11 protein-coding genes are annotated in these 17,346 nt (G+C 59.1%); 8 read left to right on the top strand and 3 right to left on the bottom strand.

Annotation, left to right across the window (positions count from 1 at the left end; all coding sequences use genetic code 11):
- Positions 1-106: 106 nt before the first annotated feature.
- The gene (locus tag ACYZUD_RS29410; protein WP_462021333.1) at positions 107-1,003 is read right to left on the bottom strand and encodes a LysR family transcriptional regulator; all 897 of its coding nucleotides are present in this window, start codon (positions 1,001-1,003) and stop codon (positions 107-109) included.
- Positions 1,004-1,103: 100 nt separating this feature from the next.
- Here ACYZUD_RS29410 and ACYZUD_RS29415 point away from each other — a divergent pair, with 100 nt between their 5' ends.
- The 4 genes from ACYZUD_RS29415 (at position 1,104) to guaA (ending at position 5,983) form a co-directional block, all read left to right on the top strand.
- Complete coding sequence (locus ACYZUD_RS29415) at positions 1,104-1,871, top strand: sulfite exporter TauE/SafE family protein (RefSeq protein ID WP_462021334.1); 768 nt, start codon at positions 1,104-1,106, stop codon at positions 1,869-1,871.
- Between the two features lie 165 nt (positions 1,872-2,036).
- Entirely contained in the window at positions 2,037-2,585 is a 549-nt protein-coding gene (locus tag ACYZUD_RS29420; RefSeq protein ID WP_462021335.1) for a sugar ABC transporter ATPase, read from the top strand.
- A 251-nt stretch (positions 2,586-2,836) separates the two neighbouring features.
- Positions 2,837-4,306: an IMP dehydrogenase gene (guaB, locus tag ACYZUD_RS29425; RefSeq protein WP_462021336.1), complete on the top strand. Its 1,470-nt coding sequence runs from the start codon at positions 2,837-2,839 to the stop codon at positions 4,304-4,306.
- 99 nt (positions 4,307-4,405) lie between these two features.
- Positions 4,406-5,983, top strand: a complete 1,578-nt coding sequence (gene guaA, locus ACYZUD_RS29430; protein WP_462021337.1) for a glutamine-hydrolyzing GMP synthase — start codon at positions 4,406-4,408, stop codon at positions 5,981-5,983.
- Between the two features lie 73 nt (positions 5,984-6,056).
- Here guaA and ACYZUD_RS29435 read toward each other — a convergent pair whose 3' ends face one another.
- Together ACYZUD_RS29435 and treR are read right to left on the bottom strand one after the other, a co-directional pair.
- Entirely contained in the window at positions 6,057-9,029 is a 2,973-nt protein-coding gene (locus ACYZUD_RS29435) for a membrane-targeted effector domain-containing toxin (protein WP_462021338.1), read from the bottom strand.
- 139 nt (positions 9,030-9,168) lie between these two features.
- A complete protein-coding gene (treR, locus tag ACYZUD_RS29440) occupies positions 9,169-9,873 on the bottom strand; it encodes a trehalose operon repressor (RefSeq protein WP_462021339.1) in 705 nt (234 codons plus the stop codon).
- 237 nt (positions 9,874-10,110) lie between these two features.
- Here treR and treP point away from each other — a divergent pair, with 237 nt between their 5' ends.
- The 4 genes from treP (at position 10,111) to ptsP (ending at position 17,346) form a co-directional block, all read left to right on the top strand.
- Positions 10,111-11,553, top strand: a complete 1,443-nt coding sequence (gene treP / locus ACYZUD_RS29445; protein ID WP_462021340.1) for a PTS system trehalose-specific EIIBC component — start codon at positions 10,111-10,113, stop codon at positions 11,551-11,553.
- Between the two features lie 146 nt (positions 11,554-11,699).
- A complete protein-coding gene (gene treC / locus ACYZUD_RS29450) occupies positions 11,700-13,349 on the top strand; it encodes an alpha,alpha-phosphotrehalase (RefSeq protein WP_462021341.1) in 1,650 nt (549 codons plus the stop codon).
- A gap of 94 nt (positions 13,350-13,443) precedes the next feature.
- Positions 13,444-14,667: a carbohydrate porin gene (locus ACYZUD_RS29455; protein ID WP_462021342.1), complete on the top strand. Its 1,224-nt coding sequence runs from the start codon at positions 13,444-13,446 to the stop codon at positions 14,665-14,667.
- 150 nt (positions 14,668-14,817) lie between these two features.
- Complete coding sequence (gene ptsP, locus ACYZUD_RS29460) at positions 14,818-17,346, top strand: phosphoenolpyruvate--protein phosphotransferase (protein ID WP_462021343.1); 2,529 nt, start codon at positions 14,818-14,820, stop codon at positions 17,344-17,346.

Here is a 17,346-nt window from a genome sequence, read left to right on the forward strand (position 1 = left end):
TGCACGATCCCCCTGTAGGAGCTGCCGCAGGCTGCGATCTTTTGATCTTGATTTTCGGCGCGGCTGAAAGGCTTGAAGATCAAAAGATCGCAGCCTGCGGCAGCTCCTACGCCGATTGGGTGAAGTGGTGAATGAATTGCTGAACCAGTGTCGTTGGATTTTGCCGGCAGGCGAGGGCGACGGTGCTGCTGCAGTCAGGGTTGGCCAAGGGCAGGAAATGAATGTCGGGTGGCGCAATGTCCTGCATTGACTCCGGCAGCAGGGCGATGCCGAATCCGGCCTGAATCAGTTGCAGTTGCGTGGTTTTTCGCGACACCACTCGAGCGGCTTTGGGAAAGAAGCCCTGACGCATGCACAGCTCGGCGGACAGATAACTCAACCCGCCACGCTGAGGGTGAGGAATAGAGATAAACGCTTCATCCTTCAATTGCGCCAGATCGATACCTTGAACAGACTTATCCACAGCCCATCGGTGATTCGGTGGAACGGCCAGCAGTAAACGTTCGTTGTACAGAGGAATGATCTGCACTCCCTCACGCTGACGAAGTACCGGCAGGCGCAGCAGTCCGACATCCAGCCGACCTTCGGCCAGCGCTTCAAGTTGCGCTTCGGAAGACAGTTTGACGATGTCCATCGACACGCCGGTGTGCCGATCCAGATAATCGCTGATACCGCGCAGCAGACGGCTGCTCATGGGCACGGTGCTGGAATGGCTGAGGCGCAAAGTACCGAGTTGGCCATTGCCGACCTGAGTGGCCATTTCGCTGGCCTTGGTCAGTTCATTCAACAGGTTTCTGGCGCGCGGTAAGAAGGCTTCGCCGGCAGCAGTCAACCGGGGCTGGCGTGCGGTGCGTTCGAACAAGGGTGTTTGCAGGCGGGTTTCCATGTCTTTGATCTGCCGGCTCAGGGCCGACTGTGCGACGAACAAATGTTCGGCTGCCGCGCTGAAACTGCCGCACTCTGCGATTTCCACGAAGTAACGCAACTGACGGATTGAAAGCACGAGACATGCCTTTTTGAGATGGGTTGGCGACGTTGAAGATATTAGTCGCAACGCTCGACGCTGGCTAAAGTCCTCACAGGTATTTAATGAAGGCGTGCAGATGAACGTGCTTGAGTTGTTGCACCAATGGCCATTCGGCATGACGGATTGGTTGGTGATCGGGTTGGGCATTGCCCTGGCCTATATCGTGTTCGGCATCGCCGGGTTTGGTACCGCGTTGGTGGCAGGGCCGATTCTGATTTTGTTCATGCCGCTGTCGAAGATCGTTCCGCTGCTGGTGCTGCTGGATTTCGTCGCCGCGTTCGGCAATCTGCTGCCCTCGCGACGGGATGTGGCCAAACCGGAATTGCTGCGGCTGCTGCCGTGCATGGCGGTGGGTTGCACGCTGGGGGTGATTTTCCTGCTGAACCTGAAGTCCGACCTGTTGCTGCTGTTGATGGGGCTGTTTATCAGCGCTTATGCGATTTACAGCCTGTGGGTCAAAACCCGCCCGACGCAATTGTCCGCGGGTTGGGCGGTGCCAATGGGCACGGTGGGCGGAATGTTCGGGGCGTTGTTTGGCAGCGGCGGCTTCTTATATGCGATCTATCTGAACAGCCGGCTGCCCAAGGATTCGGCCCGAGCGACCCAGAGTGCGCTGATCAGCTGCAGCACCGTCGTGCGGTTGAGCCTGTTTGCTGTCGCGGGTGTGTATGCCGAGCTACCCTTGTTGGTGTTGGCACTGTGTTTGTTGCCCGCCATGGCATTGGGGCTGTGGACCGGCCGGCGGTTGACCATGAAATTGTCTCGCGAGGCCTTCGTGCGGCTGGTGACCTGGTTGGTGCTGGCCAGCGGGATTGCCTTGATCGGGCGTTATCTGAGTACTTGACCGGATTTCGTCAGGGATTAAGCTGCCGGCCGCAAATCCTGTGGGAGCGAGCCTGCTCGCGATGAGGTCATTGCAGTCAACGTTGATGTTGCCTGACCCAACGCCATCGCGAGCAGGCTCGCTCCCACAAGGGTGATCATTCAGTATTTGTTTCAGGCCCGCATCATGAATTCCCAAAGCATCATCGTCCCGAAAATCTCCACACTGCCGGTACACGAACCCCGGGCCCGGGCGGTCGTGCGTTGGCTGGTGCGCAAGAACATCGTCAAGGAAGAGCTGACCACCTGCGGCCGTACCGGCAACCGCATGGGGCACGCCATCGCCGACGGTGCGCGGGCCGTGGTCCTGCACCCGGAAGCCCTGCCGTTCGGCGAGCCGGTCAATGGTCTGGAGATCATCACCAAACGCTGCATCTATACGCCGGCCAAGGGTTTCCTTGAAGAGGCGGGCTGCGCCGAGTGTCGCAAGGAAGTCGGTGAAGCGCTGTTCGAAAGCCTGGAAGACTGGATGCCGGGGCGCACCGATAACTTCACTTGCCCCGAATGCGGGCATGAAGACGACATCAACGGGTTTCTTTTCCTGCAGGAATGCGGCTTTTCCAATCTGGGATTCATTTTCAACAACTGGGCAGAGGCCGGGTTCAAGCAAAGCTTTATCGACGAATTCGCTGATTGGCTGGATCAGCCTGTCAGTTGGGTCAAGGTCGAACTGTAAACGCCGGGGACAACGTAGGAGTTGCCGAAGGCTGCGATCTTTTGATCTTGATTCTCGACGCAAATGAAATCGCTGAAGATCAAAAGATCGCAGCCTTCGGCAGCTCCTGCAAAAGACCGTAGAACCCGCATATCCGCTCATCCATCCCCGTATATCAGTAATGCTAATAATAGACAGAGTTTTACATTGAACCCGAGGGGGTGTCTGACTATAATGGCGCGCTTCCATTTTCCCGCTCGGGAGCCCCCGCGATGCTGCGTATCAGCCAAGAAGCTCTGACATTCGACGACATTCTCCTAGTGCCTGGTTATTCCGAGGTGCTTCCTAACGAAGTCAGTCTCAAGACCCGCCTAACCCGTGGCATCGAGCTGAATATTCCACTGGTTTCTGCCGCAATGGACACCGTTACTGAAGCCCGTCTGGCAATCGCCATGGCTCAGGAAGGTGGCATCGGCATCATCCACAAGAACATGACCATCGAGCAGCAAGCTGCCGAAGTGCGCAAGGTCAAGCGTTACGAAGCCGGCGTGGTCAAGGACCCGATCACCATCGAGGCCGACGCCACGGTTCGTGAGCTGTTCGAACTGACCCGCCAGCACAATATCTCCGGTGTTCCGGTGTTGCACGATGGCGACCTGGTCGGCATCGTCACTTCCCGTGACGTGCGTTTCGAAAACCGTCTGGATGCCACTGTCCGTGAAGTGATGACGCCTAAAGAGCGTCTGGTCACGGTCAAGGAAGGCGCCGACAAGAACGACGTTCGCGAGCTGTTGCACAAACACCGCATCGAACGCGTCCTGATCGTCGACGACAAATTTGCCCTCAAAGGCATGATGACCGTCAATGACATCGAAAAAGCCAAGGCCTACCCGCTGGCCAGCAAGGACGATCAAGGTCGTCTGCGCGTCGGCGCTGCAGTCGGCACCGGTAAAGACACCGGTGACCGCGTAGCCGCCCTGGTCAATGCCGGCGTTGACGTGGTGGTGGTCGACACCGCTCACGGCCACTCCAAAGGCGTGATCGATCGCGTTCGCTGGGTCAAACAGAATTTCCCTGAAGTGCAGGTCATCGGCGGCAACATCGCCACCGGCGCTGCCGCCAAGGCTCTGGCCGAAGCGGGCGCCGATGCGGTCAAGGTCGGTATCGGCCCAGGCTCGATCTGCACCACCCGTATCGTCGCCGGTGTCGGCGTCCCGCAAATCAGTGCCATCGCCAACGTCGCCGCAGCCCTTGAAGGCACTGGCGTTCCGTTGATCGCCGACGGCGGCATCCGTTTCTCCGGTGACCTGTCCAAGGCCATCGTAGCCGGTGCTTCCTGCGTGATGATGGGCTCGATGTTTGCCGGTACCGAAGAAGCACCAGGCGAGATCGAATTGTTCCAGGGCCGTTCGTACAAGGCTTACCGCGGCATGGGTTCGCTGGGCGCCATGTCCCAGGCTCAAGGTTCCTCCGACCGCTACTTCCAGGACTCCTCGGCAGGCGCCGAGAAACTGGTTCCGGAAGGCATCGAAGGGCGAGTTCCTTACAAGGGTTCCCTGAGCGCCATCATCCATCAACTGATGGGCGGCCTGCGTTCCTCGATGGGTTACACCGGCAGTGCCGACATCGAAGAAATGCGCACCAAGCCTGAGTTCGTGCGGATCACCGGCGCTGGTATGGCCGAGTCCCACGTCCACGACGTACAGATCACCAAAGAAGCACCAAACTACCGCGTAGGTTGAGGCTTCAAGCAAAAAGTTAAGTAACCGGGGCTGTTTTATTCAGCCCCGAGTTGTTTCTGAATCACGACTGTTTCTGAATTACTTAGACGAGACTGAATCATGGCCCTCGACATTCACGCTCACCGCATCCTGATCCTCGATTTCGGTTCCCAGTACACCCAGCTGATTGCCCGCCGCGTGCGTGAAATCGGCGTGTACTGCGAACTGCATCCGTTCGATATGGATGAAGAAGCGATTCGCGAATTCGCTCCAAAAGGCGTCATTCTCGCCGGTGGCCCCGAGTCCGTGCACGAAGCCAACAGCCCTCGCTGCCCGCAAGCCGTGTTCGACCTGGGCGTACCGGTCTTCGGTATCTGCTACGGCATGCAAACCATGGCCGAACAACTGGGCGGCAAGGTTGAAGGTTCCGAGCTGCGTGAGTTCGGTTACGCCCGTGTCGACGTTGTCGGCAAGAGCCGCCTGCTCGACGGCATCGAAGACCACATCGACGCCGACGGCCTGTTCGGCCTCGACGTGTGGATGAGCCACGGTGACAAGGTCACCAAGATGCCGCAGGAATTCCACATCCTGGCCAGCACCCCGAGCTGCCCGATTGCCGGCATGTTCGACGACGCTCGCGGCTACTACGGCGTGCAGTTCCACCCGGAAGTGACCCACACCAAGCAGGGCGGTCGCATCCTCTCGCGCTTCATCCTCGAGATCTGCGGCTGCGAAGCCCTGTGGACGCCTTCGAAAATTGCCGAAGACGCCATCGCTCAGGTTCGCGCCCAGGTCGGCACCGACAACGTATTGCTCGGTTTGTCCGGCGGTGTGGACTCCTCGGTGGTTGCCGCGCTGCTGCACAAAGCCATCGGCGACCAGCTGACCTGCGTTTTCGTCGACAACGGTTTGCTGCGTCTGCACGAAGGCGAGCAAGTGATGGCCATGTTCGCCGAGAACATGGGCGTCAAGGTGATCCGCGCCAACGCTGAAGACCAGTTCCTGAACAACCTGGCCGGCGAGTCCGACCCAGAGAAAAAACGCAAGATCATCGGCCGTACCTTCATCGACGTCTTCGATGCCCAGTCCAACAAACTGGACAACATCAAGTACCTCGCCCAAGGCACCATCTACCCGGACGTGATCGAGTCGGCTGGCGCCAAAAGCGGCAAGGCTCACGTGATCAAGTCGCACCACAACGTGGGTGGCCTGCCGGAAGAAATGAACCTCAAGCTGGTTGAACCCCTGCGCGAGCTGTTCAAGGACGAAGTCCGTCGTCTGGGCCTGGAACTCGGCCTGCCGTACGACATGGTCTACCGTCACCCGTTCCCGGGCCCGGGCCTGGGCGTGCGGATCCTCGGTGAAGTGAAGAAGGAGTACGCCGACCTGCTGCGTCGCGCCGACCACATCTTCATCGAAGAACTGCGCAAGGCCGACTGGTACCACAAGGTCAGCCAGGCATTCGTGGTGTTCCAACCGGTGAAATCGGTTGGCGTGGTTGGCGATGGCCGTCGTTACGCCTGGGTCGTGGCCCTGCGTGCCGTGGAAACCATCGACTTCATGACCGCGCGTTGGGCACACCTGCCTTACGAACTGCTGGAAACTGTTTCCGGCCGGATCATCAATGAAATCGAAGGCATCTCCCGCGTCACCTACGACGTGTCGAGCAAGCCACCAGCGACGATCGAGTGGGAGTGATCCTGGTCTGATTGATCGTCAGTAACATCTGAAAGGCCCCGTGAATGTGAGTTCACGGGGCCTTTTTTGTGTATCAGGATTGTGGCATCTGAATCGGTCTGAGCCCGCTGAGCCTCAACGCCGTCGAGAGTTCAGCCACGCTGGCGTAGCGTCGGCCGCTGATAGATGGCCAACTGGGCCGTTCAATGTAGTACGAACCCTGATCGCGCAAGATCGGCGTGCGAACCAGAGCACCATCCCGGCTGCGATGAATGAGCTTCACCGTGTCATCAATGTTCATCACGGTGCAATCACCGGTGCGACGAAGCGCGTGCTCCATTGATTCAGTGAGAGCAACGTCGGGAGGTGTATCCAGTTGCAGGCGCAGATCGCTTTTGACAGGCGCCAGCGGTCGCCCAAAATTGTCTGTCGGTATCCGCCCCGGGTCTACTTCGATCCCCCGTGCGGTGCCTGCCGGGGTGCTTTCAATGCGTAAACCGATGCCACCTTCAAGCTCACTGATACCCGGCACACCTTCCCAGGTATTGGCATGACTGTCGCCCACCAGCGCTACCCATCGATGGGCACCTCGAGTTGTCTGATCCGTGCGTATCACCTCATGGGTAAAGAAATTCATCATCCTTTGGCGAAAATTAGCCTCGACACCTTTCATCCCGGTGCTTTTGTAGCTGGCCATGCAGTCGATGGCCTGGACCCGGATATGACTTCTGCGGGCGGCTTTGACCACCTCCAGAAAGTTGAATTGGCCGGAAGGGTCGGTTTTGAACCCTCGATCGAGTGTCTTCAAATAGTTTTCGAGGTTCTCCGACAGCACGCCGGTTCGATTGAACACGTCCAGATCGGCCTGGTGGAAATCTGTCAGCAGGTGCTCCATATAAAGGGTTTTGACCTTCTGCTTGCTCAGCACTTCCATGTTTTCGATGAGGAATTGCTTACTGGCCACGCTGGAGTGGTTCTCACCGATAACCAACCCGGATGCAATCCTGAACAGTTTTTTGATGATGTCCTTTTTTGCCAGATTCGGTGGCAGGTTCGGGATCTCGGGTCGGGCCGGCAATGAATTCGATTCGAGGAACGCGATGGCATCCCGGTTGAGCGTTTTTCTCAGGGCCTTGAAGCTTTCGGTGGGATTGCTGCCATCAGGTTTGTGCACGGTGTTGGTGTAGGAGTCATTGACGTCGTACTTGGTCCCGCCTCCTTGGGCAATCTCTCTGAGGTCTTCGCGCAAGGCCTGTGGAACATCGTAAGCGGTCGGAGGGCTGTCGATATCCGGCAGCGGTTCGCTGGCGTGACCCCAAGGCCATAGCCCATCAAATTTACCGCCGCCAGACAGGCCTAGCCGGTTGATAGGCTGCCATTCGCCTTCCACGTCGAGCCGTATGGGCAGGCTGCGATAGAACGAGTAAGGGTTGGCCGGGTCGATGATGGCCCAGACTTTCAACTCGTTGCTGTAGCGCACGAGATAAAAGCTGTCGTTGATCTGCACATAGTTCCCGCCGGTGGGCGGTTGGAAGATGCCCTGAAACTGGCCCTCTTCGGTGATCGGCGATAAGCCATCCAGAATTTCATTGGTTTCGAACGACGACAATAATTCTGTGCCTTGCTCCGCATAAGCGGGGCCGGGGGAGAAGCGGGCAACGGGTGGGATGCCCGCGGGGTCTGCCGGTAGTGGTTCGGTAAAACGTTCCTGGAGGCTGAACGTTTCACTGGCTTCTCCCACTTCGGCGAACTCGGCTGCTCCACGCAGAAATGGCAGGTTGAACAAGGTCTCTATGCCGCTGGAGATGGCGCCCACGAGACCCGCCTTGCGATCAGCCTTGGTACTGCCGTTGACTGCCTGATCAATGTTCAAACCCATGTCGGCAATACCAGCACCGACGGCGGCCAATGCCACTGGCCAGCCAAGAGCGGCCATGGAGCCGAAGACATGGACGAAGGCATTCAGATAACCAATCCACATCTTCTCTCGCAGGTCGCCGTTGGAACGCAACGACAGGTCCGCATCACTGCGCATGCGGGCTTCCACGGAATCACGCAACCAGCTGAAAACGTCGCCCGAGATGGGTTCAGCTTTCTGATTGATCAAGTGGTGATCGCTTGTTCCCCAAGTGGAGTAGAGCAGATCGATCATGGCATTCAGGCCAATGTTACCGTCATCCTGTTGCTGGGCAGCCAGAGAGAAGTGAGCCATGAATCGCGCCCGATTCTGCGCATGGTTGTTTTGCATCAGCAGCCACCAATGCAGATCGGAAGGGGTGGCGAAAATGTTGAAGGGTTGAGTTTCGCCTGGCGTGTAAAGAATTTGCACGCCATTGCGGTCGGTGATGCACAGAATGTCTGTGGCTTTGTAACCCCCGATGTCCAGTGCGCAGACGTGTAACCCGTCAATGGTCGGCGCTGTCGCCTGCAACATCTTGAGGTTGATCGGCCAGGTAACGTTGCCGGCGACAGCCTTGATCACGGTCTTGAGATTCTCGTTGTTCAGCCGAGCGCCGTCATGCTCGTCCAGTGCCTTGGCCAGAAAGTTGAGTTTGGCGAGGGTGCGAAAATCATCCGAGTGGAGCGTCCAGAAGCGCTCCATTTTTTCCCGGTAGCGTTCGCTGAAATTAATGGCCCAGAGATCCTTGAGGACTTCGCTGGGGTACATCCGCACCTCGTTGGTTTCGTTGAAAACCGACGCATGTGCGCCTTCGTTGTAGAAGCCACCATCGCCATCCAGAAGGTCGGCATTGTCCTGGTCATGAGGACGGAAACGCTTGACCACCAGTTGCGGCAACGTCAAGGACTCGGACGGTTTGGGGAAGTGCTCCCAGAACAGGAAGGCCTTGGTGCTGCTGACGGACGTGTTATTGAACCGATGCCACCAGACCTTGTCCGGGTCGATACCCTCGACGCGGTGCTTGTCGAGAATCCCTTGGGCAGCGTCGTGCGCCATGGTATGCAGGTCGGGACAGGCCTCGGCAAAGGGCAGCGCCAGCGCTTTCAGAGATTGCTCTTCGGCCGCATCGGGGAGGAGGGACGGGGAATTTGTTTCAGATGTGTTCATTTCTCGCTCCTTGAGAAATGGGATTAAGGGTGGAGGGAACTATGGCAAGCCAGCTCGCTTGAATCTGTAGGATCGCAAGCTACCGGACGATGGCACGTCTGGATGGATTGTGTAGGAGCTGCACGATTGCAGTGTAGGGTCAGCGCCGCGCCACATCCGAAAAATAGAACTTGTCCAGGGTATGCCGCGATTCGGTGTACTCGAACTGGCGACCGTCCTGCAAAAACGTCTGGTTGCTGACCACGATCACATGGCTCTGGCCGTCGAGGTCCAGGTGTTGCTGGTCATCCTTGCTTCGCGGCACCGCCTCGATGGTGCGCTGGGCGTAGGCAATTTGCAGTTGCAGGGTCTGCTCGATGAAGGCGTAGATCGAGTGCTCGGCGATGTCGCGGGACAGGCCGGGGATCACATCGCTGACGAAATGGTTGATGTCGAGGATCACCCGTTTGCCGTCGATCCGCCTGACTCGCTTGATCCGGGTAATCAGACTGCCTTCATCAGCCTGGATGTGTTCGAGCAAAGGACCTTCGAGGGGGATCTGGCTGAACTCGACCACGTCGGTGCTGACGTCGTTGCCCAGGCGCGGGTAGGTCTCCTGGAAACTGACGATACCGCCGAGCTGGAATTCGATCGGGTTGGTCGACAGCACGAAGGTGCCTTTGCCGTGGACTTTCTGCGCGAAACCGCGCTCCTGCAGTTGCTCTATGGCCTTGCGCACGGTGCCGCGACTGGCTTGATAGCTGTCCATCAGTTCGGTTTCGGACGGCAATCGGGCGCCGCGTTCCAGACGTTCGGTCGTGATGCTGGCAAGCAGATCGCTGTAGATCTGGTTGTATTTACTCATGGGGATGGCTCTGTGCCGCAATGTACTCAAGGTTTTGAACCTTAAGGGCCGGGTAGGGGTTTGTCCATGCGGCTTTGGGTTTCATTGACTTCAGAGGTAGGAAATGTCGCCGCCGGTCGGGTTCAGGATAAACAAAATCAAACTCGTCTGTACGAGTTGTTGCTTTAACTCGTACAGACGAGTACTTTTCGCTTCGGCGTGCTGCCAATAACAAAAAACTACAGCGGAAGAACAAGCATGAGCCACGACTATCCGAATATCGCCACTGAGCTGCTGCAAAGCCTCGGTGGCAGCGACAACCTCGAGCAGGCCGCGCACTGTGTCACACGGCTGCGCCTGGCCCTCAGGGACCCGAGCCTGGTCAACAGCGCCACGCTGAACCAGATCGACCTGGTCAAAGGTTCGTTCTTCACCGGTGGCCTGTTCCAGGTGGTCATCGGTCCTGGCGAAGTCGAAAAGGTTTATGCCGAACTGCGTCGCCAGACAGGTCTCGCGGCTTCAACCATCGCCGACGTTAAACAGAAAAGCGCCGACAAGATCAACGCCATGCAGCGGCTGGTACGGGTCTTTTCCGATGTGTTCATGCCGATCCTGCCGGCGCTGATCATTGCTGGCCTGCTGATGGGCATCAACAACCTGATCGGCGCCAAGGGCATGTTCATCGAGGGCCAGACCCTGCTGGACGCCTACCCGAAGCTTGACGGCCTCTGGAGCCTGATCAACCTGATGGCCAACACCTCGTTTGTGTTCCTGCCGGCGCTGGTGGGCTGGTCGGCGGCCAAGCGGTTTGGCGGCAGCGAAATCCTCGGCATTGTGCTCGGCCTGATGCTGGTTCATCCCGATCTGCTCAACGCCTGGAACTACGGTAAAGCGGTGGCTGGGCTGGACGGGCAGAGCCTGCCGTACTTCGACATTCTTGGCTTGTTCCAGATCGAGAAGGTCGGCTATCAGGGGCAGATCCTGCCGATCCTGCTGGCGGCCTATGTGATGAGCGTCATCGAGAAATGGCTGCGGGCACGGGTGCCTAATGCGGTGCAATTGCTGGTGGTGCCGATCACTACCATCGTCGTCACCGGTGTGCTGGCATTGGCGGTGATCGGTCCGGTGACCCGGCATCTGGGGATTCTCATTACCGAAGGCGTGGTCACGCTGTTTGACCTGGCGCCAATGGTCGGCGGGGCGATTTTCGGCCTGCTCTACGCGCCGCTGGTGATCACCGGCATGCACCACATGTTCCTTGCGGTCGACTTGCAGTTGATCTCCACCCAGGGCGGTACGTTCATCTGGCCGATGATCGTCATGTCCAACCTCGCCCAAGGCAGCGCGGCACTGGCGGTGTTCTACATGACCCGCAATGTGCGGGACAAAAGCATGGCCTCGACCTCGGCGATTTCCGCTTACTTCGGCATTACCGAACCGGCCATGTTCGGGGTCAACCTGCGCTACAAATTTCCGTTTTATGCCGCGCTGACCGGCTCGGCGCTGGGCTGCATCTTCCTGTCGCTGAACAAGGTCCAGGCCTCGGCCATTGGCGTCGGTGGTCTGCCCGGATTTATCTCGATCATTCCGCAGTTCATTCCGATGTTTGTGATCGGAATGGTCATCGCCATGGTCGTGCCGTTTGTTCTGACCTGTGGGTTGAGCATGAAGATTGTCCGGCCGGGGTATCGCGTCGCCTGACAGATGGCTATCGCCCGTAGGAGCTGCCGAAGGCTGCGATCTTTTGATCTTGATCTTCGACGGTCTTGCTGAAGATCAAGATCAAAAGATCGCAGCCTTCGGCAGCTCCTACAGGGTTCGTACCCAATTCAAGAAGGAATCCCGCCATGCAAGACTGGCAACGTTCGGTGATCTACCAGATCTACCCGAAAAGTTTTCACAGCCACGCCGGCAACCCCACGGGTGATTTGCTCGGTGTCGTGGCCAAGCTCGATTACCTGCACTGGCTGGGTGTCGATTGCCTGTGGATCACGCCGTTCCTGCGTTCGCCCCAGCGCGACAACGGGTACGACATCAGCGACTACTACGCCATCGATCCGAGCTATGGGACCATGGCCGATTGCGAGTTGCTGATCGCCGAGGCGGGCAAGCGCGGGATCAAGCTGATGCTCGATATCGTGGTCAACCACACCTCGATCGAGCACAGCTGGTTCCAGCAGGCCCGCAGCAGCCTCGACAACCCCTACCGCGACTTCTACATCTGGCGCGACCAGCCAAACAACTGGGAATCCAAGTTCGGCGGTTCGGCGTGGGAGTACGAAGCCCAGACCGGCCAGTATTACCTGCACTTGTTCGACCACACCCAGGCCGACCTGAACTGGGACAACCCCAAGGTGCGCGCCGAAGTCTTCAAGATGATGCGTTTCTGGCGCGACAAGGGTGTAGGTGGTTTCCGTCTGGACGTGATCAACCTGATCTCCAAACCGGCGGATTTCCCCGAAGACAAAACCGATGGCCGGCGGTTCTACACCGACGGCCCGAACGTCCACGAATACCTGCAGCAAATGCACCGCGAAGTCTTCGAAGGTCATGACCTGATCAACGTCGGCGAGATGTCGTCCACCCGTCTCGAACACTGCATTCGCTACTCGCGGCCGGCGTCGAAAGAACTGTCGATGACCTTCAACTTCCATCACCTGAAGGTCGATTACCCGAACCTGCAGAAGTGGATTCGCGCCGATTTCGACTTCCTCGAACTCAAGCGCATCCTCTCCGACTGGCAGACCGGCATGCAGGCCGGCGGTGGCTGGAATGCGCTGTTCTGGTGTAACCACGACCAACCACGGGTGGTCTCGCGTTTCGGTAACGACGGCGAATATCGGGTGGTCTCGGCGAAGATGCTCGGCACCGCGCTGCACTTCCTCCAGGGCACGCCGTTCGTGTACCAGGGCGAGGAACTGGGCATGACCAATCCGGGCTTCGATCACATCGATCAGTACCGTGATGTCGAGACGCTGAACATCTTCCGGCTCAAGCGCGAAGCCGGTGCGAGCGACGCCGACAACATGGCGGCGATCATGCAGAAGTCCCGCGACAACGGCCGCACGCCAATGCACTGGAACGCCGAACCGAACGCAGGCTTCAGCGCGGCAGAACCCTGGATTGGCGTGCCGGCCAACGCGGCGCAGATCAACGTTGCCAACCAGCTCGACGACCCGGACTCCGTGCTGCACCACTACCGTCAGTTGATTGCCCTGCGCCGCAGTGAGGCGCTGATGTCCGACGGCGTTTACCGACAGTTGTTGCCTGAGCACACGCAAATCTGGGCGTACGTGCGGGAAGGTAATGGCGAGCGATTGCTGGTGCTGAACAATTTCTACGGCACGCCGTGCGAAGTGCTGCTGCCGGATGAAGTGATCAGCGAAGCCATGGTCCAGCGCCTGGTGATCAGCAACTACCCGGACTGTCCGGTGCGAAATCGGCAGGTCTTGTTACGGCCTTATGAGTCGTTCGTTCTGCACCTGACCGACCACTAGAAAACACCAAGTTAAAAAACACGCAGAACGCTGCGCGGGGGAGTTTTGCGCGCCGAATTTGCGGAACAACACAATAAAAATAATGGGGTGGTTCTTGAAAACAACAATAAATCGCAGCCTTGTAGCCGCGAGCATGTGCCTGGCGTTGCCACTTTCGGCCCAGGCGCTGGACTTCGGCGGTTACTTGCGCAGCGGCGTCGGTACCTCGGTCAACAGCAGTGCCCAGTCGTGCTTCCAGTTGCCGGGGGCGCAGACGAAATATCGATTGGGCAACGAATGCGAGCAGTATGGGGAACTGGAACTGCGTCAGGATCTGTACACGCTGGACGACGGTTCGGTGCTCAGCGTCGATGGCATGGCCTCGCTGTATAACCAGTACGACCGCAGCCTGACGTTCAAGGGCGACAACGGCTCGGTGCGCCTGCCGCAGCTGTACGCGCAATGGTCGAACATGCCCGGCCTCAACGGCGGTTCGTTGTGGGCCGGTCGGCGTTACTACAAGCGGAACGATATTCACATTTCAGACTTCTACTACTGGAACCAGAGCGCCACCGGTGGCGGTATCGAGGACGTGCTGATCGGCGATCTGAAATACAGCTATGCCTTCTCGCGCAAGGACAACCTGTACCAGAAGGACTACATCAACCGTCACGACTTCAACGTCGCCGGTTTCGACACCAACCCCGGCGGTGAGCTGGAATTCGGCCTGAGCTACATCGACAAGCCTGACAGCCGCGACGCACACCGCGGCTGGGCGATCACCACCCAGCATGTGCAGAAAGGTTTTCTGGGCGGCAAGAACAAACTGGCCTTCCAGTACGGTGAAGGCCCCGGTACCGGGTTGGGCTATACCGGTAACGTGAAGCTCGATGACAGCAACAAAAGCTACCGGGTAGTGGAGTTCTTCGACTGGCAGGTGACGCCGCGATTCGGCGGGCAAGTCGAGGCGGTCTACCAGAAAGACATTCGTGCGGACGGCAGCGATCAGAACTGGATTTCCCTGGGCGTTCGTCCGGCCTACGCCATCAGCGAGCAGTTCAAACTGGTGACCGAACTGGGTCACGATCAGGTCGAAGCCACGGGCGGCACGCGCAAGCTGAGCAAGTTCACTTTCGCCCCGACCTGGTCGCCCAAGGGCCCGGAATTCTGGGCGCGCCCCGAGGTGCGTCTGTATTACACCTATGCCAGCTGGAACGAGGCGGCCAAACGGGCGGCCAATCAATTGGCGGCAGGTTCGGCGTTGTCTGACACCGGCGCCTCCGGCACGGCGCGGCACGGTGCGAACGTCGGATTGCAGGTCGAGTACTGGTGGAAATAAGCGATGCATAACCTGTAGGAGCTGCCGAAGGCTGCGATCTTTTGGCGTCATCGAGGACGCCTAAGATCAAAAGATCGCAGCCTTCGGCAGCTCCTATCGGTATCGCGAGATCGCAAGTCTTTTATAAAGAACAAAACAGCAGGTGACGTCATGGCCACACCCCAACAATTGCAACTGCTCGCGCCGCTGTCCGGCGTGCTGATGCCACTGGACCAAGTGCCGGACCCGGTGTTTTCCAGCCGCGTGATCGGCGACGGGCTGTGCATCGACCCGACTTCGCAAACCTTGTGCGCGCCGCTGGCCGGAGTGATCAGCAATGTGCAGACCAGTGGGCATGCCGTCAGCATCACCGACGACAACGGCGTTCAGGTGCTGATGCACATCGGGCTCGACACCGTGAACCTTGCCGGCAAGGGGTTCACCCAGTTGGTGGAGGAAGGCCAGCGAGTTGAGGTGGGGCAGGCGCTGATCGAGTTTGATGCCGATTACATTGCCTTGAACGCGCGCAGTTTGTTGACCTTGATGCTGGTGGTCAGCGGTGAACCGTTCACCTGGCTGACGCCGGAAACGGGTGCAGTGGACAGTGGCCAGCCGCTGCTGAGTTTGAATCCCGTCGCCCAGACAACTGATGAGCCGGTGCAAGAAGAGGGCGAGGCGTTGTTTTCAAAACCGGTGACGCTGGCCAACCCGAACGGCTTGCATGCCCGTCCGGCCGCGGTGTTCGCCCAAGCGGCGAAAAGTTTTTCGGCGAGCATTTACCTGCATAAACAGCAGGAGAGCGCGAACGCCAAATCCCTGGTGGCGATCATGGCGTTGCAGACGGCCTTCGGCGACATCGTACAAATCAGCGCGGCGGGGCCGGATGCCGAAGCGGCGATCAGGGCACTGGCGCAATTGCTGACGGCGGGTTGTGGGGAATCCGTGACGGTGGTGGCGAACGTTGAACCGGGTGAGCCGTCATCGCTGAACGTGTTGCGCGGTGTCTGCGCGTCGGCGGGTTCGGCGTTTGGTCAGGTGGTGCAGTTCGCCGGGCAGACGCTTGAAGTGAGCGAGTCCGGCGTCGGTGCGCATGTTGAGCGCGAGCAGCTGTCTCGTGCCTTGGTTGAGGCGGATCTGGCCTTGCAGCAGTTGCGTGACAAGGCGACCGGGGAGGCTCAGGCAGAGATCTTCAAGGCACACCAGGAACTGCTCGAAGACCCGAGTCTGCTGGATCAGGCCCAGGCGCTGATCAGCGAAGGCAAAAGCGCAGCGTTTGCCTGGCAAGCGGCCACCGAGGCGACCGCAACCTTGTTCAAGGGGTTGGGCAGTGCATTGCTGGCCGAACGGGCGGCGGACCTGGCCGATGTCGGCCAGCGAGTGCTGAAGCTGATCCTGGGTGTACAGGATCACGCCATGGAGTTGCCTGAAGGGGCCATCCTGATCGCCGATCAACTGACACCCTCCCAGACCGCCGGGCTCGACACTCGCAAGGTGCTGGGCTTCGCCACGGTCGGCGGTGGCGCTACCAGCCACGTCGCGATTCTTGCCCGGGCCTTCGGTTTGCCGGCGATCTGCGGATTGCCCGTGCACGTGCTGGCACTGGCCAACGGCACTCAGGTTTTGCTCGATGCCGACAAAGGTGAGTTGCATCTGGACCCGGATCTCGCGGTCATCGAACAGCTGCAAGCCAAGCGTCAGCAACAACAGAAACGCCATCAACATGAGCTGGCACACGCCACACTGGCCGCTTGTACCCGCGATGGTCACCCCGTCGAAGTGACGGCCAACGTCGCCTCGCTGAGCGAAGCCGAGCAGGCCATGACCCTGGGTGGCGAGGGCGTCGGGCTGTTGCGTTCGGAGTTTCTTTATCTGGACCGCAACCACGCACCGAGCCCTGACGAACAGGCGTCCATTTACAGCGCCATCGCCCGCGCGTTGGGGCCGGCTCGCAACCTGGTGGTGCGCACGCTGGATGTCGGCGGCGACAAACCGCTGGCCTACGTGCCGATGGACAGCGAAACCAACCCGTTCCTCGGCATGCGCGGCATTCGTTTGTGCCTGGAGCGTCCGCAGCTGTTGCGCGACCAGTTCAAGGCCATCCTGAGCAGCGCCGGGTTGGCGCGTCTGCACATCATGCTACCGATGGTCACGCAGTTGTCGGAGTTGCGTCTGGCCCGACAGCTGCTGGAAGAAGAGGCGCTGGGGCTGGGCCTCACGGAACTGCCGAAACTGGGGATCATGATTGAAGTGCCGGCCGCGGCGCTGATGGCCGACCTGTTTGCGCCGGAGGTGGACTTCTTCTCCATCGGCACCAACGACCTGACCCAATACACCTTGGCCATGGACCGCGATCACCCGCGCCTGGCCAGTCAGGCGGACAGTTTTCACCCGTCGGTGCTGCGTTTGATCGCCAGCACCGTGAAGGCCACCCATGCCCATGGCAAATGGGTCGGCGTGTGTGGCGCGATGGCGTCCGAGACGCTGGCGGTGCCGCTGTTGCTGGGGCTTGGGGTGGATGAATTGTCGGTGAGTGTGCCGTTGATTCCGGCGATCAAGGCGGCGGTTCGTGAAGTAGACCTGGTGGACTGCCAGGCCATCGCCCAGCAGGTGTTGGGGCTGGAAAGCGCCGAACAGGTGCGCGAGGCCTTGCGGCTGTATCACGAGGCGACGGTCGATACTTCACTGGTTCTGGAGAACTGA

It is taken from the genome of Pseudomonas sp. XS1P51 (assembly GCF_054897845.1).

Coding starts and splice junctions, on each gene's coding strand:
- ACYZUD_RS29415 (WP_462021334.1), top strand. CDS start 1,104: ATGAACGTGCTTGAGTTGTTGCACCAATGGCCATTCGGCATGACGGAT.
- ACYZUD_RS29420 (WP_462021335.1), top strand. CDS start 2,037: ATGAATTCCCAAAGCATCATCGTCCCGAAAATCTCCACACTGCCGGTA.
- guaB (WP_462021336.1), top strand. CDS start 2,837: ATGCTGCGTATCAGCCAAGAAGCTCTGACATTCGACGACATTCTCCTA.
- guaA (WP_462021337.1), top strand. CDS start 4,406: ATGGCCCTCGACATTCACGCTCACCGCATCCTGATCCTCGATTTCGGT.
- ACYZUD_RS29435 (WP_462021338.1), bottom strand. CDS start 9,029: ATGAACACATCTGAAACAAATTCCCCGTCCCTCCTCCCCGATGCGGCC.
- treR (WP_462021339.1), bottom strand. CDS start 9,873: ATGAGTAAATACAACCAGATCTACAGCGATCTGCTTGCCAGCATCACG.
- treP (WP_462021340.1), top strand. CDS start 10,111: ATGAGCCACGACTATCCGAATATCGCCACTGAGCTGCTGCAAAGCCTC.
- treC (WP_462021341.1), top strand. CDS start 11,700: ATGCAAGACTGGCAACGTTCGGTGATCTACCAGATCTACCCGAAAAGT.
- ptsP (WP_462021343.1), top strand. CDS start 14,818: ATGGCCACACCCCAACAATTGCAACTGCTCGCGCCGCTGTCCGGCGTG.